Annotated in this window: 15 protein-coding genes; 7 read left to right on the plus strand and 8 right to left on the minus strand. The window is 67.0% G+C overall.

Annotation, left to right across the window (positions count from 1 at the left end; all coding sequences use genetic code 11):
• Window positions 1–69 precede the first annotated feature (69 nt).
• The 3 genes from C507_RS22525 to C507_RS22530 all read right to left on the minus strand — a co-directional run bounded on the left by C507_RS22525 (window position 70) and on the right by C507_RS22530 (window position 7,108).
• A complete protein-coding gene (locus C507_RS22525; RefSeq protein ID WP_083923603.1) occupies window positions 70–4,752 on the minus strand; it encodes an autotransporter domain-containing protein in 4,683 nt (1,560 codons plus the stop codon).
• Window positions 4,753–5,111: 359 nt separating this feature from the next.
• Complete coding sequence (locus C507_RS0115755; RefSeq protein WP_026319149.1) at window positions 5,112–6,359, minus strand: MFS transporter; 1,248 nt, start codon at window positions 6,357–6,359, stop codon at window positions 5,112–5,114.
• Window positions 6,360–6,499: 140 nt separating this feature from the next.
• Window positions 6,500–7,108 (minus strand): TetR/AcrR family transcriptional regulator, encoded by a 609-nt coding sequence (locus C507_RS22530; protein WP_169508980.1) that lies wholly within the window; start codon window positions 7,106–7,108, stop codon window positions 6,500–6,502.
• 207 nt (window positions 7,109–7,315) lie between these two features.
• Here C507_RS22530 and C507_RS0115765 point away from each other — a divergent pair, with 207 nt between their 5' ends.
• The 7 genes from C507_RS0115765 to C507_RS0115795 all read left to right on the plus strand — a co-directional run bounded on the left by C507_RS0115765 (window position 7,316) and on the right by C507_RS0115795 (window position 16,503).
• Complete coding sequence (locus C507_RS0115765) at window positions 7,316–8,452, plus strand: ABC transporter substrate-binding protein (RefSeq protein WP_018700682.1); 1,137 nt, start codon at window positions 7,316–7,318, stop codon at window positions 8,450–8,452.
• Between the two features lie 88 nt (window positions 8,453–8,540).
• Window positions 8,541–10,391, plus strand: coding sequence for a feruloyl-CoA synthase (locus tag C507_RS0115770; protein ID WP_018700683.1), 1,851 nt, complete (start codon window positions 8,541–8,543; stop codon window positions 10,389–10,391).
• A 48-nt stretch (window positions 10,392–10,439) separates the two neighbouring features.
• Window positions 10,440–11,480: a branched-chain amino acid ABC transporter permease gene (locus C507_RS0115775; protein WP_018700684.1), complete on the plus strand. Its 1,041-nt coding sequence runs from the start codon at window positions 10,440–10,442 to the stop codon at window positions 11,478–11,480.
• Between the two features lie 3 nt (window positions 11,481–11,483).
• On the plus strand, window positions 11,484–13,247 hold the full coding sequence (locus C507_RS0115780) for a branched-chain amino acid ABC transporter ATP-binding protein/permease (protein ID WP_018700685.1): 1,764 nt from the start codon (window positions 11,484–11,486) through the stop codon (window positions 13,245–13,247).
• Complete coding sequence (locus C507_RS0115785) at window positions 13,244–13,957, plus strand: ABC transporter ATP-binding protein (RefSeq protein WP_018700686.1); 714 nt, start codon at window positions 13,244–13,246, stop codon at window positions 13,955–13,957. Before C507_RS0115780 ends, C507_RS0115785 begins: the two co-directional genes overlap by 4 nt.
• Before the next feature lie 40 nt (window positions 13,958–13,997).
• The gene (locus C507_RS0115790) at window positions 13,998–15,200 is read left to right on the plus strand and encodes a thiolase family protein (RefSeq protein ID WP_018700687.1); all 1,203 of its coding nucleotides are present in this window, start codon (window positions 13,998–14,000) and stop codon (window positions 15,198–15,200) included.
• A gap of 145 nt (window positions 15,201–15,345) precedes the next feature.
• Window positions 15,346–16,503 carry a Fic family protein gene (locus C507_RS0115795; RefSeq protein WP_018700688.1) on the plus strand — a complete coding sequence of 386 codons (1,158 nt, stop codon included), beginning with the start codon at window positions 15,346–15,348 and terminating at the stop codon, window positions 16,501–16,503.
• A 16-nt stretch (window positions 16,504–16,519) separates the two neighbouring features.
• Here C507_RS0115795 and C507_RS0115800 read toward each other — a convergent pair whose 3' ends face one another.
• The 5 genes from C507_RS0115800 to boxC all read right to left on the minus strand — a co-directional run bounded on the left by C507_RS0115800 (window position 16,520) and on the right by boxC (window position 22,635).
• Window positions 16,520–17,503, minus strand: coding sequence for a helix-turn-helix transcriptional regulator (locus tag C507_RS0115800; RefSeq protein ID WP_083923607.1), 984 nt, complete (start codon window positions 17,501–17,503; stop codon window positions 16,520–16,522).
• Between the two features lie 112 nt (window positions 17,504–17,615).
• Window positions 17,616–18,074, minus strand: coding sequence for an acyl-CoA thioesterase (locus C507_RS0115805; RefSeq protein ID WP_018700690.1), 459 nt, complete (start codon window positions 18,072–18,074; stop codon window positions 17,616–17,618).
• A 1-nt stretch (window position 18,075) separates the two neighbouring features.
• The gene (gene boxA, locus C507_RS0115810) at window positions 18,076–19,299 is read right to left on the minus strand and encodes a benzoyl-CoA 2,3-epoxidase subunit BoxA (RefSeq protein WP_018700691.1); all 1,224 of its coding nucleotides are present in this window, start codon (window positions 19,297–19,299) and stop codon (window positions 18,076–18,078) included.
• A gap of 91 nt (window positions 19,300–19,390) precedes the next feature.
• A complete protein-coding gene (gene boxB / locus C507_RS0115815) occupies window positions 19,391–20,842 on the minus strand; it encodes a benzoyl-CoA 2,3-epoxidase subunit BoxB (protein WP_018700692.1) in 1,452 nt (483 codons plus the stop codon).
• A 131-nt stretch (window positions 20,843–20,973) separates the two neighbouring features.
• On the minus strand, window positions 20,974–22,635 hold the full coding sequence (gene boxC, locus C507_RS0115820; protein ID WP_018700693.1) for a 2,3-epoxybenzoyl-CoA dihydrolase: 1,662 nt from the start codon (window positions 22,633–22,635) through the stop codon (window positions 20,974–20,976).
• Window positions 22,636–22,682 lie beyond the last annotated feature (47 nt).

Genomic DNA, 22,682 nt, shown 5'->3' on the forward strand with positions numbered 1-22,682 from the left:
CCGCGCAGGGACGGACAAGGCCGCGGGCGACCGCGGCCTTGCTCTCGTCCGACTGCGATAGCGTCCGCCTCAGAACCTGAGCGTCAGCCGTCCGGTGACGGCGTTGTCGGAGAGGCCCGAGCCGAACTGGCCGTCATAGGCAACGCCCAGGGTGGCGCCGGCGAGCCCCATGGACGGGACCGGGCCGAGGTCCACGTCGAGGCCGGCGCCCAGCACCGCAACGTCTTCCCCGATCGGCACGCCCGCCACGGTGAACGGATCGCCGCCGGCGAACGCGTTGGTCGCCGCCGGATCCAGGGAGCCGTAGGCGTGGCGCCAGCCGACAAGCCCCGTCACCCGGGTGCGCGCGAAGCCCACCGGCAGGTCGGCGCCGAGACGCAGGCCAAGGGTCGAATAGGTCACCTCGGTCGTGTCGCTCTGGATGGCGAGCGCCGCCGACCCGCCGGTCTCCGTGTAGGAATCGGTGGCGACGCTCACATAGGCCAGGCCGGCAAAGGGCTCGACCGCCACCGGCCCGGTGACCACCTCGTAGCCCGCCTCGCCGAACACCTGCGCCGTGCCGCCATTGGTGGAGCCGGTCAGATAGTCGGAGTAGCCGGTGAAGGCGACCGAGCGCGCCGTGTCGATGTCGGCCCAGGAATAGGCCGCGCCGGCGCGGAGATTGAGGCCGCGCCATGCGGTGCCGCCGTAGACGCCGAGATGATAGAGCTCCGCATCGGCGGAGGACGACCGGGCATCGGCGTCGTAGCTGGACGACTGGTAGCCGGCGAGGAAGCCGGCCCGGCCGTAAGCACCCAGCGCCGCATCGCCGCCCACCAGGAAGCCGGCCGTGTCGCGGTCGAGCGTTGCGGCGTTGCCGTTGCCGTCGGATGTGCCCCACGAGCCGAAGCCCTCGCCCCAGGCGGTGAAGCTGCTGGACGGACCGAAGCACCCGCGCGTGGCGAGCGCCGCCCGCTCGCCGTCGGTGAGCGGCACCACCGCGCCGTTCACCTCCGGGCAGACCGGCTCCGCAAAGCTGGAGAACGCCCCCTGCAGCCGGCTCATCGCCGCCTCGCGCACGATCCTGGAATCCTCCACGAGCCCCGTCTTCAGGCTCGCGTGGATCTCGCCGGAGAGCTGCGCCAGCGCTCCGGAGGCCTCGTTCGGGGTCAGCCCCACCACCGCGTCATAAATGGCCTCGTCCATGCCGAGGCTGGCAACGCCGAAGCCCGTTGCCCGCTCGTTGGGCGTCCCTCCCACCGTGGTCAGGGTCACGTCGGTGCGGGTGAGCACCAGCTCGATCAGATCCGATCCGTAGAGCAGGGCCGGGTCGAGATTGGCGAGGGCGGTGGTCACGCTGTCGTAGCGTCCTACGACGCCGCCATCGGCCGTGAGGATGATGTAGCGGGCCTGGAGCGGATAGTCGCCGGCCTCGCCGACATGCTCAACCGTGCCGCCCGACAGGGTAACGGTTCCGCTCGCCGCGATGAGATCGGCCGAGGAGGACGCAGGGTCGGTCTCCACCTCGTAGGTGGACCCGGCCGTGAAGGTGATGTCGCCCGCGACGTTGATCGTGCCGATGGAGTTGCCCGGCGCGATGGCGGCAAGAGCTTCGACACTCGTGTCGCCGACGGTGCCGTTGCCGGCGAGGACCGCGGCCTGTTCCAGGACCAACGTGCCGCCGAGATCGCCGGCAAGACGAAACTCCGCGTCCCTGACGATGGCAGTGCCCTCGAACGCCGAGGAGTCGGATGCCAGGGTCACGCCGCCGCCGGCGATCTGCAGAAGGCCTTCGCCGAGCACCGTTCCGCTGTAGACCGCGACCGTATCCTGTTCCAGCGTCAGCGCCGCATCCGCAGCGATCGCCACATCGCCCTCGAAGCGCTCGGCGGAGGCCTTCAGCGCCCCTTCGTCGATCGTCCAGTCGAGGCTGCTCGCGCCTGTGAGCGTCAGCGTGCCGGCACCTGTTTTGACCATCTGTCCGGCCATGCCGTTCATCCCGCCAATCGTGCCGGCATAGGTGCCGTCCGTCGCCTGCGCAAACTCCACCGTGCCGGCGTTGACGACATCGCCGCTGATCGAGCTGGCCGTCCCGTACAGTTTGCCGCCCTGGACCCCCGTTCCGCCGGTGTAGGTGTTGTTGCCGGTCAGCCTGAGTTCGCCGTCGCCGGACTTCATGAGCCGACCCGTGCCCGAAATTTCACCCTCGAGTCCGAGGACCCGGTCGGCGGCCACGGCGACATTGGCTTCGGCGACGACGATCTCCACCCGACGATTGGAATTGAAGGAGCGTTCGGAGACCTCGAGCGTCCCGCCGGCCATAGTGATTTGGCCACCGTCGGCGCCGAGCGCCGCATCAGACGCAACCTTGAGGGTCCCCGCCGCGATCGTCGTCGCGCCCGTGTAGGTGTTCGTTCCCTCCAGCACCAGCGTGCCGGAGCCCTGCTTGGTGAACTGCGTTCCGGTGCCGTCGGCGATCGTCGAGGCAATCGTCGCGGTGACGTTTGCATCGACGTTGACGATGCCGGCGGCGCCGGAGGCCGGCGAAAGCGCCAGCGTGCCGCCTTCAATCCGGTAGTCATCCGTCTTGAACTGCAGCGTGTCGAAGGCCTCGGTGCTGGACACCGTCATCGTGCCGGCCTTCCCGGAGAACACGCCGACGGACGAATTCCACGGCCCGTTCCTGTCGACGTTGCTGGTGGTCCAGTTGGTCGTTACCGCATCCCAGGTGCCGGTCCCGCCGTTGACCGCCCCGCTGGCGGTGGTGTTGGCGCCGTCCCAGAAGAGTAGCGTCTGCGCATCGTTGGCCACGGTGAGATTGATCTCCCCCGGGACCGATGTGTCGATGGAACTGCTGATCCATCCCACGCCGCTGACGGTCACCGTGTCGAAGGAACCACTGAACAGGCCCCCATAGTCGAACAGGTGGTAGTAGCCAGCCGAGCCCACGCTGGCTTCGAGCGTGCCGGCGAGCGTCAGGTCGCCGCCGACGGAGACAAAATCGTTGGTCGCTCCGCCGGACACGTCCGGTGTATTCAGCTCGAAGGTGCTGGTGGACCCGGACGTCAGCAAGAGATCACCGTCCACCGTCAGAGTGCCCGGGCTGGCGCCCGGTGACAGTGTTCCGTTAACCGCTACGTCGCCACCGATGGTACCGGTGCCGCCCAGCGTGCCGCCGGTACCGACCGTCAGCGACGAGGTGGGATTGCCAAGCGCACCCGTCACCTGCAGCGTACCGCCGGAGACCGTCGTGTCCCCGGCATAGCCCGAACTGTCGCCGGACAGGATCGTCGTGCCGGCCAGGTGATTGATGTCGGCGCCTGTGCCCGATCCGCCACCGATCGGGGTCGCGAAGGTGTGGCTGTCGCTCGTGTGATTGAAGACCAGCGTCGCGTCACCGCCGCCGAAGGTCAGTGCGCTCGCCGACACGGTGCCGGGTGCAGCAGCGTCATCGCCTGCCGCCGCACCGATGTTCAATGTGCCGGTCGACGAGCCCAGGAGTGCGATAAGAAGCTGAGCCGGGGCACCTGTAACGGACACGCTGCCGCCGTCGACCACGGTCAGGGTGCCCGTGCCTTCGCTCCCAACACGGAGTGAGCCGGAACTGGTCCAGGTCGAGCCGGCGCCGGTCACCGTCGCCGTGCCATCGGAGTCCTGCCGGTAGCCAATATTTCCAATCGTGTTTGAGACCGTGCCGCCGTTCGAGATGGTGAGCCTGCCCGTTCCGCTGCTACCGACATCGACGACTTCGGAATTGGTCCAGGTCGAGCCGGCGCCCGTCACCGATACAGTGCCATCGGACCCTGGATCGTCGCCCAGTATTCCATACTCATTGAAGACGCTTCCACCGTCCGAGACGGTGAGCTTCCCGGTTCCGCTGTAGCCAACGTAGAGGTCGTCTGAATTGGTCCACGTCGAACCAGCGCCCGTGACTGTCACCGTTCCATCGGAGCCTGCATCGTCGCCGATGGTGCCCTCACCGTTCGTGACCTCGCCGCCATCCGCAATTCTCAGCGTAGCCACGTCACCATTTCTATTTCCGACGGTGACGGTGTCGCCGCCAAGCCCACCTGTCACCTGCAGCGTACCGCCAGAGACCGTTGTGACCCCGGCATAGCCCGAACTGTCGCCGGACAGGATCGTCGCGCCGGCCAGGTGATCGATGTCGGCGCCTGTGCCCGATCCTCCGGTGAGCCGGGTCGCGAAGGTGTAGCTGTCGCTGGTGTGGTTGAAGACCAGCGTGCCGGTGCCAGCGCCGAAATTCAGTGCGCTTGCCGACAGCGTGCCCGGTGCAACCACAGCCTCCCCTTCCACCGCCCCGATGATCAGCGTGCCGGACCCTGCAGGACCGCCTGCAAGCGCAACCAGACCGGAACCGTTGACGACGGAGACGCTGCCCCCTTCGGCGATTGTCAACGTGCCCGTGTTCGCCTCGCCGATGTTGAACGGCCCCCCGACATGCGCAAAGGACGACCCGCTGCCTGTCACAATCATCGCGCCGTTGCCGGTCTGCTCAAAGCCTATCAGTGTGCCCGTGGCACTCGACGCCGTGCCACCGCCCTCAATCGTCAGCGTGGCATCGTCCCCGACATATAGACTTCTGAAGGAGCACGTCTCGGATGTGCTGATTGTGCGATTTGAATCAACGGCGCCGGGACACGGCTGCGCCGCCGCCGGTCCAACCTTGAAAGGCAGCATCAACGTCACGACCCCAGCCAGCCCGAACCAGAGAGCCGCTTGCCAAGACCGTCGCCCCTTGCCTGATGCTGTCATTCGGCCCCCCCAGGCCCGGGGCGCATACCAGCGCCAACCATCAACCGCCGGTCCATGCCTCTCACAGACATGAATCGCTGCTGAACACAGAGTTCCAGCAAACGGGTTCTGATGCTGAATACAAGCATCACGCTATGGTTGCAGGGGATTGCAGGCACATAAATCTTCTGGGTGTGACTTGTTCGCCACATCGCCCTCAGGTCGCAAACCTTCAGGGTGAATGCGATCCGTTTCACCAGTGTGACGGATGGCCGATTGAGCCAGCGCCTCGTTGGCCGCTCGCAAGCCGGCGCAAATCACTCACGGGCGCATCAATCCCGGCCGCCACAGCTGCCTATCTCGACACCGATTGATGGAGCTCAGGCGGGCGCGAGCTTGCCGGTGCCTAGCCGCAGGAACAGGAAGGTAGCGATCGACAAATTCAGAAGGTTCCAGGCAATGCCGTTCATGAAGGCGGGGCCATAGGAGTAGAAATAGTCGAAGATCTCGCCCGACATCCAGCCGCCGAGCGCCATGCCGATCAGCGTCGCCGAAAGCACGATACCGATCCGGCCGGCCGCCTCCTTCGCCGGGAAGAAGGCCCGGATCACCAGCGCATAGGTCGGCACGATGCCGCCCTGGGCGAGCCCGAACAGGGCCGACACGAGATAGAGCGGCGCAAGCCCGTCGAAGGGCAGGAACAGGAACAGCGACAGGCCCTGCAGGATGGAGCTGATCAACAGCGTCGGCAGCGGACCGATGCGATCCGCCACCATGCCGAAGAAGAGCCGGCTGACGATGCCCGTCACCAGCATCAGCGACAGCATCTGCACGCCGGCCTGGGCGCCGTAGCCGAGTTGGGTGCACAACGCCACGATGTGCACCTGCGGCATGGCCATGGCCACGCAGCACGCAACGCCCGCAACGATCAGAAGCGCCTGCAGAACCGGAAGCGGCAGGTCGACATCGGCGGCCGATTGGGACCCGGAACGCCGCACCGGACGCCGCGTGACGACCGGTTCGTCCGGTGCCGGCCGGCGCAGGAACAGCGTCAGCGGCAGGATGGTCACGAGGCAGATCACGCCGATCGCCAGATAGGCGGTGCGCCAGTCCCACTGCTCCACCATCGCCTGAATGGCCGAGGGCCAGACCGCGCCGGCGAAGTAGCTGCCGCAGGCCACGATGGAGACGGCGATGCCCCGCCGCCGGTCGAACCAGCGCGATACGTCGGCAATCAGCGGGCCATAGATGGCCGAGGCGCCCGCGCCGCCAATGAAGACGCCGTGGATCAGGGCGAACTGCCAGAGGCTGGTGGACAGTCCGGCCAGCGTGTAGCCGATGGCGAGCGAGACGAGGCCGATCGACAGCGTGAGCCGGACGCCGAACCGGTCGGACAGCCGGCCCATGACGATGCCGCCCACGGCGAAGCCGGTCATCAGCGCGAAATAGGGAAGCGAAGCGCCGCCCCGGCTGGCACCGAAATCCACTTCCACTGCCGGCAGCACCACCACGGACGACCAGAAACCGACGCCGCCGATGGTAGTGATCAGCGCGCAGACGACCAGCCGCATCCACGCGTGGGCGGAATCCGGACCATCGTCCGGGCGGTGGGCCGCGATCGTCGCCATGAAAGCCTCGAAACGGAAGACGGCGCCCGTACCGGCGCCAATTGCTGCATTTCGAAGCATAACAGCGACAAGCTATGCACAGAAGATAGGCACTTCCCGGCAAGCCATGCAAAAGCAGACGGCCTCGTCCGACGGGTCGGTCAGTCGGCGCCGGTGACGAGATGGGCGCAGGCCCGGGCGGCACGGATCCGGCGATCGCGGTCGCCGCCGGTCTTCAGAAGCGCCTCGCCGAGCATGAAGGACTGGGCAATGGCCACCCGCTCCGCGAGCGTATCCGCGCCGAGATCGGGGCGGGCGAGGAGCTCGCCGAAGAAGTCGGCCCGCATCTCGTCCACCCGGCGCACCGTTTCGGCGGCGAGCGGATCCTGTCGCGCCCAGTTGCGGATCGCCAGCTCGATGTCGGCGCCGTGCTTGTCGGGCCGCGAGCGGGCGGGCAGCGTCAGCAGCCAGACGAGCCGGTCACGGGGCGTTTCGCCCTCCGACCGGGCCCACCGAGTGATCTGCACGGTGGCCCAGTCCGTCCAGTGCTCGAGGATGCGTTCCAGGAGGTCCTGCCGGTTCTTGAAGTGCCAGTAGAAGCTGCCCTTGGTGACCTTGAGCTCGCGGGCGATGACCTCCACGCGCACATCGTCGACATTGCCGCGGGCCAGCATCTTCAGCCCAGTCTCCACCCAGTCGGACGCACCCAGGCGAGCGGATCCGGCCGGCGTCTGCGGGGACGGTCTGGTCGAGGCCTGTGCTGGCGCCATCGGCAACTCCCGATCATGTCTGCCTGCTTCACCTACCATACGGCACCGTATTGACATAGGCCGGATTTCTGTAGACCTTCGGATGACAACAAGAAAGGCTCGCCCGGGCGTTGCATCGCAGCGCCGCAAGACGGCAGGGCATCAAGGAATGAACAAGGTCGATCGCCGGCAGACCCGGGACAGATCGCCGCCATTGGGAGAGACGCCATGTACCTTCGCTTTGCAGCGGCGGGGCTTGCCGCCCTTGCCTTCACGGTTCCCGCATCCGCCGAGATCAATGTCTGCGTGACGGTCTCCGCGACCGGCCCGGCGGCGTCGCTCGGCGTGCCGCAAAACAACACCGTGCCGTTCCTGCCCACCGAAATGGGCGGCGAGACGGTCAACTACGTGGTCTTCGACGACGCCACCGATCCGACGGCGGCGGTGAAGAATGTCCGCAAGTGCATCGAGGAAGAGAACGCCGACATCATCATCGGCTCGTCGGCGACGCCGGCGTCCATGGCGCTGGCCGGCATCGCGGCGGAGACCAAGACGCCGGTGATCCCGCTCGCTCCGATCAAGCTGGAGGGCGACGGCGGCCACTGGGCCTTCCCGATGCCGCAGCCGAACACGCAGATGGCCGGCGCGCTGCTCGAGCACATGCAGGCCAACGACGTGAAGACGCTCGGTTTCCTGGGCTACTCGGACGCCTTCGGCGAGCAGTTCCTCAACGCCATGCAGGCCCAGCTCGACGGCACCGACATCAAGCTCGGACCGGTGGAGCGCTTTGCCCGCACCGACACGAGTGTCACGGGCCAGGTGCTGAAGCTGGTGTCCGCCAACCCGGACGCGATCCTGATCGTCGCCTCCGGCACCCCGGCGGCGCTGCCGAACCTGACGCTCGCCGAGCGCGGCTACAAGGGGCAGATCTACCAGACCCACGGCGCCGCCAGTAAGGACTTCCTGCGGGTCGCCGGCAAGGCGGCCGAGGGCACCATCCTGCCCGTCGGGCCGATCGTCGTGGCCGGCCAGCTTCCCGATGACAACTCCACCAAGGCACTCGGCGTCCAGTACACCAAGGACTACGAAGCGGCGAACGGCGAGGGCTCCCTGTCCTCCTTCGGCGGTCACATGTTCGATGCCGGACAGGTGCTGAAGGCAGCCGTCGCCCAGGCGGCGGACAGCGGGGCCGAGCCGGGCACGCCTGAGTACCGGGCCGCCCTGCGCGATGTCCTGGCGACCCTCAAGGAAGTGCCGGGCGTCCACGCGGTGTTCAACACCACGGACGACAGCCACTACGGCCATGACGAGCGCAGCCGCGTGCTCGTCGTCGTGAAAAACGGCGACTGGAAGTACATGCAGTAGCGCCCGTCCCTCACGGGTCGAGGCACGGGGCGGACCGTATCAGGCCCGCCCCTCCCCTCTGGCGGACACCTTTCCGAGGGCTGCGGTCATGACAGCACACCCAAGCATTCGCGACACGGCCGCGACCCAGTTCGCCGAGCCGCGCGTCGAAGCCGAACGACGCGCCGACGGAACGGTGATCCTGCGCTCGCCGGTCACGCTTCCCGAGCCGCCGCGCGCCGTGGGCGTCTGGCTCGAAGCCTGGGCGGCCCGGGATCCCGGGCGGGTCTTCCTGGCCGATCGCTCCAGCCCGGGCGAGCCGTGGCAGACGGTCACCTACGGCGAGATGCGCGACCGCGTCGTCCGTGTCGCCACCTGGCTGCTGGCCCAGGGTCTGTCCGCCGAGCGACCGGTGATGATCCTGTCGGAAAACGCCATCGACCATGCCGTGCTCGCGCTGGCCGCCATGGAGATAGGCGTTCCCGCCGCCACCATCTCCACCGCCTATTCGCTGATGTCCCAGGACCATCAGAAGCTGAAGGATATGACCGCCCTCCTCCAGCCGGGGGTGGTCTACGTCTCCGACGCCCAGACCTACGGCCACGCGCTGGCAGCGATCTCCGGCCTCACCGACGCAACCGTGGTGGCAAGCGCCGGCCACGGCGGCGATGTGGTGGCATTCGACGGCCTGCTTGCCGGGGCCGATGCGGATGGCGTCGCGACCGCCAATGCCGCCGTCGGACCGGACACCATCGCCCGCTTCCTGTTCACGTCCGGCTCTACTGGCACGCCCAAGGCGGTGATCAACACCCAGCGCATGCTGACCGCTAACCAGGAGGCCAAGGCGCTGACCTGGCCGTTCCTGGAGAGCGAACCACCGGTGCTGGTCGACTGGCTGCCCTGGAGCCACACCTTCGGCGCCAACCACAACTTCAACATGGTGCTGCGGAACGGCGGCTCGCTCTACATCGACCGCGGCAAGCCGATTCCCGGGGCATTCGCCACGACCGCCGCCAACATCAAGGACGTCGGCCCGACGCTCTGCTTCAATGTCCCCCGCGGCTACGACATGCTGGTCCAGGCCATGCGCGAGGATGCAGAGCTCGCCCGCCGGTTCTTCTCTTCGGTCCGGCTGGTCTTCTATGCCGCGGCGGCGCTGCCCCAGAATCTCTGGCAGGCGCTGGAGGAGCTGTCGCTGGAGACCACCGGCCGTCCGACGCCGATGGTGGGTTCCTGGGGCACGACGGAGACCGCGCCGCTGGCCACCGACTGCCATTTCCAGGCACCGCGCTCCGGCAACATCGGCATCCCCGTGCCGGGCACCGAGCTGAAGCTCGTTCCGAACGCCGGCAAGCTTGAGATCCGGGTACGCGGCCCGAACATCACGCCGGGCTACTGGAAGCAGGACGACCTCACGCAGAAAGCCTTCGACGAGGAAGGCTTTTACCTCACCGGCGACGCGGTGCGATTTGCCGACGACGCGGCACCGGAAGCCGGCCTCTTCTTCGACGGGCGCATCACCGAGGACTTCAAGCTGTCGTCCGGCACCTGGGTCTCGGTGAACGATCTCAGGGTGCACGGCATCGCCGCCCTCGATCCGGTTGCCCAGGACATCGTCGTAACCGGCCACGACCGGGATGCGGCGGGCTTCCTGATCTTCCCGAACGTCGCTGCCTGCCGGAAGATCGCCGCCCTGCACGAGGATGCGGACCTCGCCGAGATCATCGCCCATCCGAACGTCCGCGCCCACGTGGCCGCGGGCCTTGCCAGGCTGAAGACCGAAGGCGGTGGCAGCTCGCGCTACGCAGCCCGCGCCCGTCTCCTCGATCATCCGCCGGTGGTGGATGCCGGCGAGATCACCGACAAGGGCTACATCAACCAAAGGGCGGTGCTGGCGCGGCGCGAGGCGGATGTCGCCGCCCTGTACGGCGACGACCCGACCGCCTCCATCAAACCCTAGCGCGCTCCGGTACCCGCCCCTTTCCCTTCGAGAAAAGCGACCCCTCCCTTGGACGGAACGATCGCCCTCTTCCTCATCCAGGACGGCATTACCAACGGCGCCATCTACGCGCTGCTGGCGGTGGCGCTGGTCCTGGTCTTCGCCGTCACCCGGGTGATCCTGATCCCGCAGGGTGACTTCGTCACCTTCGGCGGGCTGTCGCTGGCCGCGCTGGAGATGGGGCGCGTGCCCGGCTCCGTCGCGATGCTGCTGGCACTCGCCGCCGGCGCCATGGTCATGGACCTGGTGGCGGCGCGTCACGACTTCCGCGCGAAGCGCATCGGCGCCATCCTGCTGCGCACCCTCGTTCCGGCGGGGCTTATCTCCGGCGCGGTGGTGCTTCTCGCGCCGCTGCAGCTCGGCCCGGCCGTCAGCATCCTGCTCACCGCCTGTCTGGTGATCCCGATGGGGCCGTATCTCTACCGGATCGCCTTCCAGCCTCTGGCGCGGGCCTCCGTCCTGGTGCTGCTGATCGCCTCCGTCGGAGCACACCTCGCCATGACCGGGCTCGGGCTGGTCTTCTTCGGAGCGGAGGGCTACCGCACCGCGCCGCTGATCGACGCGAACTTCCAGATCGGCCCGCTGTTCGTCTCCGCCCAGAGCCTGCTGGTCATCGGCGCAACGGTGGTGCTTCTGGTGCTGCTCTCGGTGTTCTTCGGACGCACGCTGATCGGCAAGGCGCTCAGGGCATCCGCCATCAACCAGCGCGGCGCCCGCATCGTCGGCATCTCCACCGAGCTGTCCGGCCGCGTCGCCTTCGCCATGGCCGCGGCCATCGGCATCGTCTCCGCCATCCTGATCGCCCCGCTGACCACGCTCTACTACGACTCCGGGTTCCTGATCGGGCTGAAGGGCTTCGTCGCTGCCATCATCGGTGGCCTGTCCGCCTACGTTCCCGCGGTCGGCGCGGCGTTCGCCCTCGGCATCGTGGAGAGCTTCTCCTCCTTCTGGGCCAGCGCCTTCAAGGAGGTGATCGTCTTCATGTCGATCCTGCCCATCCTTCTCTGGCGCTCCATCTGGAGCCCGCCGCACGACGACGAGGAGGAGTAGGCCATGTCCCGCCAATGGGTCGGCTTCGCCGTCTTCGCCGTGGTCATGCTGGCCGTGCCCGCGGTGCCGTTCATTCCGGACTACTGGGTGACGCTGCTCGCCTTCGTCGGCGTCTCCAGCCTGGTTGCGCTGGGCCTGGTGCTCCTGACGGGCGTCGGCGGCATGACCTCGTTCGGCCAGGCGGCCTTCGTCGGTTTCGGCGCCTATGCCACGGCGCTGCTGTCGACCTCCTACGGCTGGTCGCCATGGCCGACGCTGCTGGTCTCCATCGCCGTGACGGCGGTGGCGGCTCTCGTCATCGGGCTCGTCACGGTCCGGTTGAAGGGCCACTTCCTGCCGCTCGGCACCATCGCCTGGGGCATCTCCTTCTACTATCTCTTCGGAAACCTGCAGTTCATCGGCGCCTATGACGGCATCCAGGGCGTTCCGCCCCTGTCCATCTTCGGGACCGAGCTCCTGTCCGGCCGCGCCTTCTACCCGGTCATCTGGGTGATCGTGCTGGCCGCCATCGCGCTGACCCTGAACCTGCTGGATTCCCGTGTCGGCCGCGCCATCCGGGCGCTCAGGAGCGGTGCGGCGGCGGCGGAGTCCGTCGGCGTCAACATCTGGACGGCAAAGCTTGCCGTCTTCGTCTACGCCGCTGTCCTCGCCGGCATCGCCGGCTGGCTCTACGCCCACTTCCAGCGCGCCGTCACGCCGGGCGCCTTCGGCCTCAACGCCGGCATCGAATATCTGCTGATGGCGGTGGTGGGCGGAGCCGGCCACGTCTACGGCGCGGTGCTGGGCGCGGGCATCGTCACCATCCTCAAGGATCTGCTGCAGGACTGGCTGCCGCTGGTGTTCGGCCAGGGCGGCAACTACGAGGGCATCGTCTTCGGCATCCTGCTGGTGGCCCTGCTGCAGGGCGCCCGCACCGGCTTTTGGCCGCTGCTTGCCAGCCTGTTCCCGAAGCCCGGTGCGCGCCGCATCCTCGACGCCGAACCGCTGGGCCACGAGGGCGCCGGCACCGACAACCCGCTCCTGGAGGTGCGTGAGGCACGCAAGACCTTCGGCGGCCTCGTTGCCGTCAACGACGTCTCCTTCCAGGTGAAGCCGGGCGAGATCGTCGGCCTGATCGGCCCCAACGGCGCCGGCAAGAGCACCACCTTCAACCTCGTCACCGGCGTCACGCGGCTCACCGCGGGTCAGATCGTGTTCCGCTCGCAGACCATCACCGGGCTGGCGCCGGCCCGCGTCGCCCGCAGGCGCATCGCGCGGACCTTCCAGCACGTGAAGCTGTCGCCCGCGATGACGGTGCTCGACAACGTTGCCATCGGCGCGCACCTGCGCACCCGCGCCGGCTTCTTCTCCGGCATGCTGGCCCTCGACCGGACCGAGGAGCGCCGCATCTTCTCCGAAGCCGCCCGCCAGCTGCAGCGCGTCGGGCTGGCCGACCGCATGCACATCGAGGCGGGCGCCCTGTCGCTGGGCGAGCAGCGGTTGGCGGAGATCGCCCGCGCGCTCTGCCTCGACCCGGTGTTGCTGCTCCTCGACGAACCGGCCGCCGGTCTGCGCCACGGCGAGAAGCAGGCGCTGGCGACCCTGATCGAGACGCTGCGCGACGACGGCATGAGCGTGCTTCTCGTCGAGCACGACATGGATTTCGTGATGCGGCTGACCAACCACATCGTCGTCCTCGATTTCGGCTCCAAGATCGCCGAGGGCAGCCCGCAGGAGGTGCGGCAGAACCCGGCGGTCATCGAGGCCTATCTGGGAGCGGACCTGTGAGCGCGCTTCTTGAAGTTGCCGACCTGCGCGTCGCCTACGGCCAGGTGGAGGCCGTGCAGGGTGTGTCGCTGTCCGTCGAGCCCGGCACCATCGCCACGGTGATCGGCGCGAACGGCGCCGGCAAGACCACGCTGCTCGCCGCCATCATGGGCCTGCTTCCGGCGAAGGGCGGCGTCCACTTCGAGGGCGAGGATCTCGCCTACGTGCCGGCCGAGGAGCGGGTGGCACGCGGCATCAGCCTGGTACCGGAACAGCGCGACCTGTTCGCCACCATGAGCGTCCAGGAAAATCTCGAGCTTGGCGCCTTCCGGCGCGGCCGCGCCGAGATCCCGCAGCGGCTGGAAGAGGTCTACGCCCTCTTCCCGCGCCTGAAGGAACGCCGGCGCCAGCATGCCGGCACGCTGTCGGGCGGCGAGCGCCAGATGCTGGCCATGGGCCGGGCGCTGATGGCACGGCCGCGGCTCCTCATGCTCGACGAGCCGAGCCTCGGCCTGGCCCCACTCATCGTGCGCGACATCCTCAAGACGGTCAGCCAGCTGCGCGACACCGGGGTTTCCATCCTGCTGGTGGAGCAGAATGCCCGGGCCGCGCTCGCCGTCGCCGACACGGCCTACGTGATGGAACTCGGCGCGATCACGCTGTCCGGACCCGCCAGCACGATCGCCGCCGACCCGAAGGTGTCAGAGATCTATCTCGGCGGTGGACACTGAGCCCACCGGCTGAGGCCAGCGAACACAGGAAGCCCGAGAGATGCAGGCCTACATTCCCTATGGCGCCTATTTCGCCAGCCCGTTCGCGCGCTGGGGTGGCGACCTCGCCCATCTCCACGCCATGGAGTTTGCAGCGCACGTCACGCGCAACGCGCTGGAAGCGCGCTCCATCGCCCCGGAGATCTTCGACTACGCCGCCTACGGGCTGACGGTGCCGCAGAAGTCGAGCTTCTACTGCGTGCCGTGGTTCGCCGGCATGATTGGCGCCGAGCGCCTGACCGGACCGACCATCAACCAGGCCTGCGCCACCGGCGCCCGGCTGTTCCTCGCCGCCGCCGGCGAGATCGCGGTCGGCGCGGCGACCACCTGCCTCGTCGTATCCGGCGACCGCTGCTCCAACGGCCCGCATCTCTACTATCCCGCGCCGCACGGCCCCGGCGGGACGGGCGACAGCGAGAACTGGGTGCTGGACAACTTCTCCAACGACCCCTGGGCAAAGTGCGCCATGGTCAATACGGCGGAGAACGTGGCCGCGCGCGAGGGCATCACGACGGAGGAACAGCACGACGTGGTCCTCCACCGGCTGGCGCAGTATGACGACGCGCTGGCCGACGACGCCGCCTTCCTGAAGCGCTTCATGACCCTGCCCTTCGATGTGCCGGACGCCCGCTTCCGCAAGACCCTCGCCACGATGGACGGCGACACAGGCGTGGTGCGCTCCACGGCCGAAGGCCTCGCGCGGCTGAAACCGGTGGTGCCGGGTGGAACGGTCACCTTCGGCGGTCAGACGCATCCGGCCGACGGCGTGGCCGGATGCGTGGTGGTGGACGATTCGGAGCGGGCGGCAGAGCTGTCCCGCGACCCGGCGATCTCCATCGAACTGGTCTCGTTCGGCACTGCCCGGGTGGAGAAGGCGCACATGCCGGCCGCGCCCATCCCCGCCTCGTCCACTGCGCTGCAGCGCGCCGGCATGTCGATAGAGGAAATGACGGCGATCAAGTCGCACAACCCGTTCGCGGTGAACGATATCGCATTCGCCCGCGCCTTCGGCATCGACTGGCGGGCGATGAACAATTTCGGCTCGTCGCTGATCTGGGGCCATCCGCAGGGCCCGACAGGCCTGCGCGCCATCATCGAGCTGATCGAGGAGCTGGTGACCAAAGGCGGCGGCTACGGCCTGTTCCAGGGCTGCGCCGCGGGCGACAGCTCCACCGCCGTCGTCATTCGGGTCAGCGACCGGTAGCGGGTCCAGGCGGCCCCTCCGCCTGCCTTTTTCGCCAAACTCGCCTGCCGCCCGAGCCCGGTTGTCGGTATCAACTTCCGAACGTACATGATACCAAACTATGCGTTATGTATAATCCACTGACTCCATTTTGTACGGAGGTACAATGGATAAAAGTGATTTCATCGCGCCCGAGACCGGCAGCCTCGTTCCAACTCTCAGCCGTCAACTGGCATTCGTTCCGGCACCCCTCCCGCCACGGATCGACCTCGCGGCTGTGGCCTTGCCGCTCATGACAGCGATGGGCAGTCTTGGTGAACTCAAGGGGGCCTGCCGCCGTCTGCAGAACCCCTACATTCTCGTCCGCCCTCTTCAAAGAAATGAGGCGCTCACGTCGTCGGCAATGGAAGGCACGTACACGACCGACGATCATCTCCTGCTCGCGGAAGCAGGCCTCGATAGTGCCAGCGATGAATCGACAAGAGAGATCGTCAACTACATCCACGCATTGCAGACCAGTCTGGGTTTGCTGGGCACGCTGCCAATCTCCCATCGGCTCATCAGAAAATCGCACGAAATCCTGTTGAGCGGCCTCAGCCCTCAGCGCGGAGCGCAGAAACGGCCCGGAGAGTACAAAAGGGACCAGAACTGGATTGGCGGTCCCGTTATCGAGAAGGCCAGATTCGTCCCCGCCCCGCCGGCCGAAGCGTCCTCCTGTATGGATGACCTCGAAAAGTACATAAATCGGGACGGAAGAGAGGCAGATTCTGCGCTCATCGACCTCGCATTGGTCCACTACCAGATCGAAACGATACACCCGTTCTTGGACGGGAACGGCCGCGTCGGGCGGATGCTCATTTCTTTGATGGCTGTCCACGGCGGCCTGCTGGACATGCCGGTTCTTTATGTCAGCCCGGCTCTCGAGCAGCGGAAAGACGACTATATCGATCGGATGTACAACGTCTCGACGCGGGGAGAATGGGTCGAATGGATCACGTTCTTCGCCGAAATCGTCTCTCAAAGCTGCCGTGAAACGATCAACACGATCGATCGGCTCATAGCGCTTCATGAGCGTTACAGATCCATGGCCTCCGATATTGGACGGTCATCGAACATCGCATCAATCGTGGATCTTCTATTCGAGATCCCGATCATAACGATACCCGAGGCGAGTGAAAAACTGAATGTCACCTATCGCGCCGCAAGCATGATTGTCGAAAAGCTTGTCGGCGCGGGCATTCTGGTGGAAGTTCTCGATAGGTACCCGAAGACCTTCCTTGCTCCCGAAATCCTCAAGGCATCGCGGCCGGGCAGCGACCGGTAAACAAGGAGGCCAGCCCTCAGACCGCGTCGACCCGGTCCCAGAGCGAGACGTAGCGCGCGCCGTCTCCGGTTCCGCCGTCGAGGAAACCCTGGGAGCGGATCGTTTCCAGCACGTCCTGGAGTGTCTCGTCGATGGTGCGGCCGGAGGTGTCGACCACCGCCTCGGCGCGGGCATACAGCGCCTCTCGGCTGGTCAGGATGCTCTTCAGCTCGTCCATCGCCGCCGGGCTGCCGGCCATCGGCCGCTCGTCGCCCTGGGCGCGGACCCGCATCATGTGTTCCTCCGGCTGCGCCTTCAGCCAGATCGTGTGGAAGTGGCGCAGCAGGTAGGTGAAGGTCTCGGGCTCGGAGACGATGCCGCCCGCCACCGCCAGGATGATGGAATCGTGGGTGGCCGCCACGCGCTCCACCGACTGATGCTCCAGCCGCCGGTAGCCTTCCTGGCCATAGAGCCCGATCACGTCGTTGATCGGCATGCCGCTCGCCTGTTCGATCTCCTCGTTGAGCTCCAGGAAGGGCAGTCCGACGGTCGCTGCGGTGAGCCGGCCGAGCGTCGACTTGCCGGCGCCGCGCAGGCCGATCAGCGCGATGCGCGAGGCCCGGCGCAGGTCGGGATGTTCCGGATCGAGGACCTCCAGCACCTTGCGGCGCTGCTCGCGGGTCGCGGCCCGGTAGAGAGCCGCCATGGCCGGGATCTCGGAAACGAAGGGATCGTCCTCGCCCACCAGCCACTCGATGCGGAAATCCAGCGCATCGGCGATGCGGCGCAGAAGCGCGATGGAGATGTTGCCGGAACCGCTTTCCAGCTGGGCGAGATAGCGCTGCGAGACGCCCGACGCCTCCGACAGCGCCTTGCGCGACAGGCCGCGCCGGGCCCGACCGCTGCGCACGCGCTCGCCGACCATCTCCAGGAACGCGGTCCCCTCGTCGAGGGCGGTGTCATCCGCACTCGAGACCCGACCGCTGAAAGTGACGATTTCGCTAGCGCTGGATGAGCTCATCTTGAGGGGAATTATGCATTATATTTCATATACCCTCAAGCGGCGTCGACTGCACCGTCCCCGATCTTCGCAAGGGTGACCGTGTGGCGCAAGAGCCCCGCCCGGGCGGCGGTCAGACGGCGGTGCCGAGTGCCGGTTCGCCGAGGCGCGCGCGGATGAGCGCTGCCATGTCCGGCGCCGGTGGCTGCTTCTCGAAGGTCTCCGCGGCGACGAAAACGCTGACGAACTCGCCGCGAAAGCAGCGCGTCCCATCCTGCGAGCCGATCACCTCGAAACGGATCGAGGTGGTGCCGAGCGCCAGCGGCCGGACGGTACACTCCAGCACGTGACGCGGCGTGACCGGCGACAGGAAGTCGATCTCCATGCGCACGAAGGGCGTCTGGACGCCCCGGTCCAGCGAGAGCCCGTACCAATCGTAACCCACCGTGTCCGCCCACCAGGCGTCGATGGCCTCGAGTGCGAAATTTGGTATGCGGCCGGTATAGGCAATGGCCGCGACGTCGCAATCCGCCCAGCGAACCGTGATCGGATGAACGAAAGCCGGCACGAGCCCGATTGCCTGTTCGCCCACGTCAGTAGGTCTCGACGTGGTAGCGGCCTTCTTCGCGCATCTGGGTGCGCAGCGTCGGCCAGTCGAAGGCGCCTTCCCTGGCGATCTCCGCCAATGCGCCGTCGACGCCCTCCTCCATGCCCTTCAGGCCGCAGACGAAGATGTGGGTGCGCTCGGACTTCAGCAGCGTCAGCACCCGGGCGCGTTCGCGGCGCATCCGGTCCTGAACGTATTCCTTGTCGCTGTCGGTTGCGCGCGAGAAGCAGAGTTCCTTTTCCAGCACCCGGTCCGGCACCTTCTTCAGCGGCCCGAAATAGGGCAGCGCGTCCGGTGTGCGCGCGCCGAAGAACAGGATCATCCGCCCGTCGGCGTCCGGCATGGTGCGCTGGCGGCGCATGGTGAAGGCCCGGAACGGCGCCGAACCGGTGCCGGTGCAGATCATGATGACGTTCGCCTGCGGGTCGTTCGGCATCAGGAAGGTGGCGCCGAACGGTCCGGTCACCTGGATCCGGTCACCCTTCTTCAGGTCGCAGACATAGTTGGAACAGACGCCCATCGGCTCGCGCTTGACGGTGAGCGACAAATTGTTGGTCTGCGGTCTCTCGCCGTCGCGCGGGCTGGAGATGGAATAGAGCCTCGGCAGGAACGGCTTGCCGGCGGCATCTTCGCCCGGCGGCAGGATGCCGATGGATTGGCCTTCCAGAACCGGGAAGGACGTGTCGCCGAGGTCCAGAATGATGTGGCGGACGTCGCTGTCGGCGGTTTCGCTGGTGAGGCGGTAGTTGCCCTGCACGGTGGCGGTGGCCGGCTTGCCGAGGGTGAACAGATTCACGCTGGGCTTGGAGGCGGAGGCGGGTGGCTTCGACTTGCCGCCCGCACCGGCATGCGCCTCGTTGAGGAGCCGTTCCATTTCCTCGTCGAGCGCCTCGACCGCCGACGAGCCGGTGTCGCCGGGGCCGATGTCCTCCTGCTCCGGCAGTTCGTCCCAGCCAAACTGGTCGTCCAGGCTGTAAGGCTCCATGACCACTCGCCAGTTGTCGATGGCGCCGGTCGGGCACGGCGCAATGCACGACATGCAGTAGTCGCAGCCGGTCGGATCGACCACGACGTTGTTGTCGTCGTGGGTGATCGCGTCGATCGGGCAGGCCTCTTCGCAAGTGTAGCAGCGGATGCACGTCTCCGGATCGATGACGTGCTGCTTGAACGGCTTCTGCAGCGAGGCGGCGTCGGCGAGGGGCTTGTTCATGGTGTCCGGCCTGTCTTCTCAAGTCTGCGGGCAACGGCGGACGGGGCCGGGCGGCACCCCCGTCCGCCACCTGGTCCCGGCAGGTGGCGCGTCAGGCCATGTGCAGCTGGACGTACTCGAAGTCGCCCGGCTTGTTGTCGATGCCGACGCGCGGCGGGGCGATCCAGCCGGCGAACTTGCCGGGCTCCGTCACCTGCACCATCAGCGACTGGATGAAGTCGCCGTCGGCGTGGCTCGGCAGCCACTCGCCGACCTTCGCATCGTACTCGGCACCCGACAGCAGGTTGCCGTCCGGATCGAAGGTCTTGTCGGCGAAGACGCCGATCTTCCGGTTGAAGGACTCGTGCGGCAGCTTGAGCTGGAAGTTCACACCGGTCTTCTCGATGATCTTGTTCCAGCGGCCGATGCCGCCGGTGGCGTCCTTCGTGTAGTCGTCGCGCAGCCGCATGTTGATGGCGGTCAGCGCCGGAACATCCTTCTGGACGAGCTGGCCATTGTCGAAGTCCCACACCGGATAGGTGGCGTCCTTGAGCTGGTGATCGTCGTCGATCTTGTGCTCGTGGAAGCGTCCCTTCACGCCTGCGTTGAAGGCGTTGGCCGCGTTGGTGGACACCTCCTGGCCGAACAGGTCGAGGCTGAGCGTGTAGTGCAGGTTCAGCTTCTTCTGGATGGTCGGAAGGTCGATGACGCCGAGGGCCCGGATCCGGTCGATGTCGTAGGGATCCTCGATGCCGTTCTCCTTCATCACCTCGCAGGTGCGCTGGATGGTGCGGCCGACGCCGGTCTCGCCCACGAACATGTGGTGGGCTTCCTCCGTCAGCATGAAGCGGCAGGTGCGCGACAGCGGGTCGAAACCGGACTGGGCCAGGGCCTCAAGCTGCATCTTGCCGTCGCGGTCGGTGAAGTAGGTGAACATGAAGAAGGAGAGCCAGTCCGGCGTCTCCTCGTTGAAGGCGCCGAGCATGCGCGGGCTTTCCTCCGAGCCGGAGGAGCGGCGCAGCAGGTCGTCGGCCTCCTCGCGGCCGTCGGCGCCGAAATATTTGTGCAGCAGGTAGACCATCGCCCAGAGGTGACGACCCTCCTCGACGTTCACCTGGAACAGGTTGCGCATGTCGTAGAGCGACGGTGCGGACAGCGCCAGGAAGCGCTGCTGCTCCACTGACGCCGGCTCGGTGTCGCCCTGGATGACGATGAGCCGCTTCAGCATGTTGCGGTATTCGCCCGGCACTTCCTGCCAGGCCGGCTGGCCGGCATGCTCGCCACAGGGGATCGTGCGATCCTCCACCTGCGGTGCGAGCAGGATGCCCCAGCGGTATTCCGGCATCTTCACATAGTCGAACTTCGCCCAGCCCTTGGGATCGACGCTGACGGCGGTACGCAGGTAGACCAGCGATTCCTGAAAGTCGCGCGGGATCAGGTCATTCCACCAGTTGATGTAGCCCGGATGCCAGCGTTCCAGCGCCTTCAGCACGCGCTTGTCGGAGGACAGGCCGACATTGTTCGGGATCTGGGTGTCGTAGGAGACGTTGATGAGATCGAGCATGGTTCTCTCCCTGAGAAGATGATCTTGCCGGCGCGCCCTGGGGATCTCGCGATCGCCCCGCGGAAGCGCGCCGGGTTCAATTCCGTCGACGCCTGGCCGAGATCCCGCCGGCAGGTGCCGGCCGCCGGACCTCAGACCCGGCGCAGGTCGTATTCGCCGCGAACGCCGGTGCCGTAGCGGCGCAGCGCGCCGTCCTCGCCGACCGCGTTCGGGCGCTGGAAGATCCAGTTCTGCCAGGCGGTGAGACGGCCGAAGATGCGGGTTTCCATGGTTTCCGGACCGGCGAAGCGCAGGTTCGCCTCCATGCCGGTGAGCGCGTCCGGCGAGAAGCTCGCGCGCTCCTCCAGGAAGATACGGACCTCGTCTTCCCAGTCGATGTCGTCGTAGGCAAAGGTCACCAGGCCGAGCTCGTTGGCATCGAACGCCTCGAGCGCCTCGCCGGCACGTTCCCTGGCGGCACCGACACGCTCCGGCTCGCCCAGGAAGCGGGTCTCCAGCCGGGTCAGGTCGTTGGCCATCGGGAACGGACCGAAATTGGCCTCCGTCAGCGTGATCGACGCCACATGCCGGTTGTCGCCCTCGAAGTCGCCTTCGGCCATGTAGGTGCGGTCGACGGCGAAGAGGATTTCCGCCAGCACGCCGGAGAAGCAGGAACCGGGCTCGACCAGGGCCACGAGCGAGCGCGAGGTCATGTCGACGCGCTTCAGGACGCGCTTCCAGTAGAGAAGGATCTCCTTGGCCAACCAGTTCGACCGGTTGTCCAGCAGGAAGCGCTCGTGCGCCACCACCTGCTCGGGATCGCCCTGGGTGCGGAACACGACCACGCCCAGCTCCAGCTCGTTGAGGCGCAGGTGCAGGATCGCGTCATCGAGTTCGCGGGCGCAGCGCAGCATCCACGTCTCGGCGCCCTCGGCGTGCAACGCCTCGACGCTTGCCGGCGCCGCATCGGCGGGCCCGTTGATGGTGATGGTGGCCCGACGCTTGGCGCGGTCCACCTCGACCTCGACGGTGGAGTAGGTCACGCCACCATCGTCGTTGAACGTCCGCTTGAGCGGCGTCAGCTCGATGCCCTTGGCGTCGGCCGGGCGCTGCGACTTCGCCGCATACTCGCTGACGCGGGCGGCAACCGTCTCGTCGAACTTGGAGTTCGGGACCGCGTCGTCGACCAGGCGCCAGTCCACGGCCTTCTTGCCGCGCACGCCCTCTTCCATGGCGCAGAATACGTCGGCGAGATCGCGACGGACCTTCCGCTTGTCGGTGACGCGGGTGAGGCCGCCGGTGCCCGGCAGCACCGCCAGCAGCGGCACTTCCGGCAGCGCCACGGACGACGAGGCATCGTCGGCCAGGATGATGTGATCGCAGGCGAGCGCCAGCTCGTAGCCGCCTCCGGCGCACGCTCCCTTCACGGCGCAGATATAGTACTGGCCCGACTCTGCGCCCGCCGCCTCGAAGGTGTTGCGGGTCTCGTTGGTGAACTTGCAGAAGTTGACCTTGTGGGCATGCGCGGCGCCGGCCAGCATCCGGATGTTGGCGCCGGCACAGAAGACGCGGTCCTTGCCGGACTGCATCACCACGGCCTTCACTTCCGGGTGCTCGAAGCGCAGCCGCTGGACGGCATCCGCAAGTTCGATGTCCACGCCGAGATCGTAGGAGTTGAGCTTCAGCTCATAGCCCTCGAACAGGCCGGCGGACGGATCGACGTCCATCGTCAGGGTCGCGACCTCGCCATCGGTGGACACTTTCCAGTGCCGGTATTTCGACGGGTCGGTCTGAAAGTCGATGCGCTTGCTCACGCAGGCCTCCTCGGATCGGTATGAAGCACTATAGTGCACGTCATGAA

Origin of the sequence: Amorphus coralli DSM 19760 (genome assembly GCF_000374525.1) — a bacterium.
In the GTDB taxonomy this organism is placed as follows: domain Bacteria; phylum Pseudomonadota; class Alphaproteobacteria; order Rhizobiales; family Amorphaceae; genus Amorphus; species Amorphus coralli.

What these genes read in the sequence shown, in the direction of transcription:
- C507_RS22530 (WP_169508980.1), bottom strand. Translation starts at nt 7,108, where the DNA reads ATGGCGCCAGCACAGGCCTCGACCAGACCGTCCCCGCAGACGCCGGCC.
- C507_RS0115780 (WP_018700685.1), top strand. Translation starts at nt 11,484, where the DNA reads ATGTCCCGCCAATGGGTCGGCTTCGCCGTCTTCGCCGTGGTCATGCTG.
- C507_RS0115765 (WP_018700682.1), top strand. Translation starts at nt 7,316, where the DNA reads ATGTACCTTCGCTTTGCAGCGGCGGGGCTTGCCGCCCTTGCCTTCACG.
- C507_RS0115800 (WP_083923607.1), bottom strand. Translation starts at nt 17,503, where the DNA reads ATGAGCTCATCCAGCGCTAGCGAAATCGTCACTTTCAGCGGTCGGGTC.
- C507_RS0115790 (WP_018700687.1), top strand. Translation starts at nt 13,998, where the DNA reads ATGCAGGCCTACATTCCCTATGGCGCCTATTTCGCCAGCCCGTTCGCG.
- C507_RS22525 (WP_083923603.1), bottom strand. Translation starts at nt 4,752, where the DNA reads ATGACAGCATCAGGCAAGGGGCGACGGTCTTGGCAAGCGGCTCTCTGG.
- boxB (WP_018700692.1), bottom strand. Translation starts at nt 20,842, where the DNA reads ATGCTCGATCTCATCAACGTCTCCTACGACACCCAGATCCCGAACAAT.
- boxA (WP_018700691.1), bottom strand. Translation starts at nt 19,299, where the DNA reads ATGAACAAGCCCCTCGCCGACGCCGCCTCGCTGCAGAAGCCGTTCAAG.
- C507_RS0115770 (WP_018700683.1), top strand. Translation starts at nt 8,541, where the DNA reads ATGACAGCACACCCAAGCATTCGCGACACGGCCGCGACCCAGTTCGCC.
- C507_RS0115755 (WP_026319149.1), bottom strand. Translation starts at nt 6,359, where the DNA reads ATGGCGACGATCGCGGCCCACCGCCCGGACGATGGTCCGGATTCCGCC.
- C507_RS0115795 (WP_018700688.1), top strand. Translation starts at nt 15,346, where the DNA reads ATGGATAAAAGTGATTTCATCGCGCCCGAGACCGGCAGCCTCGTTCCA.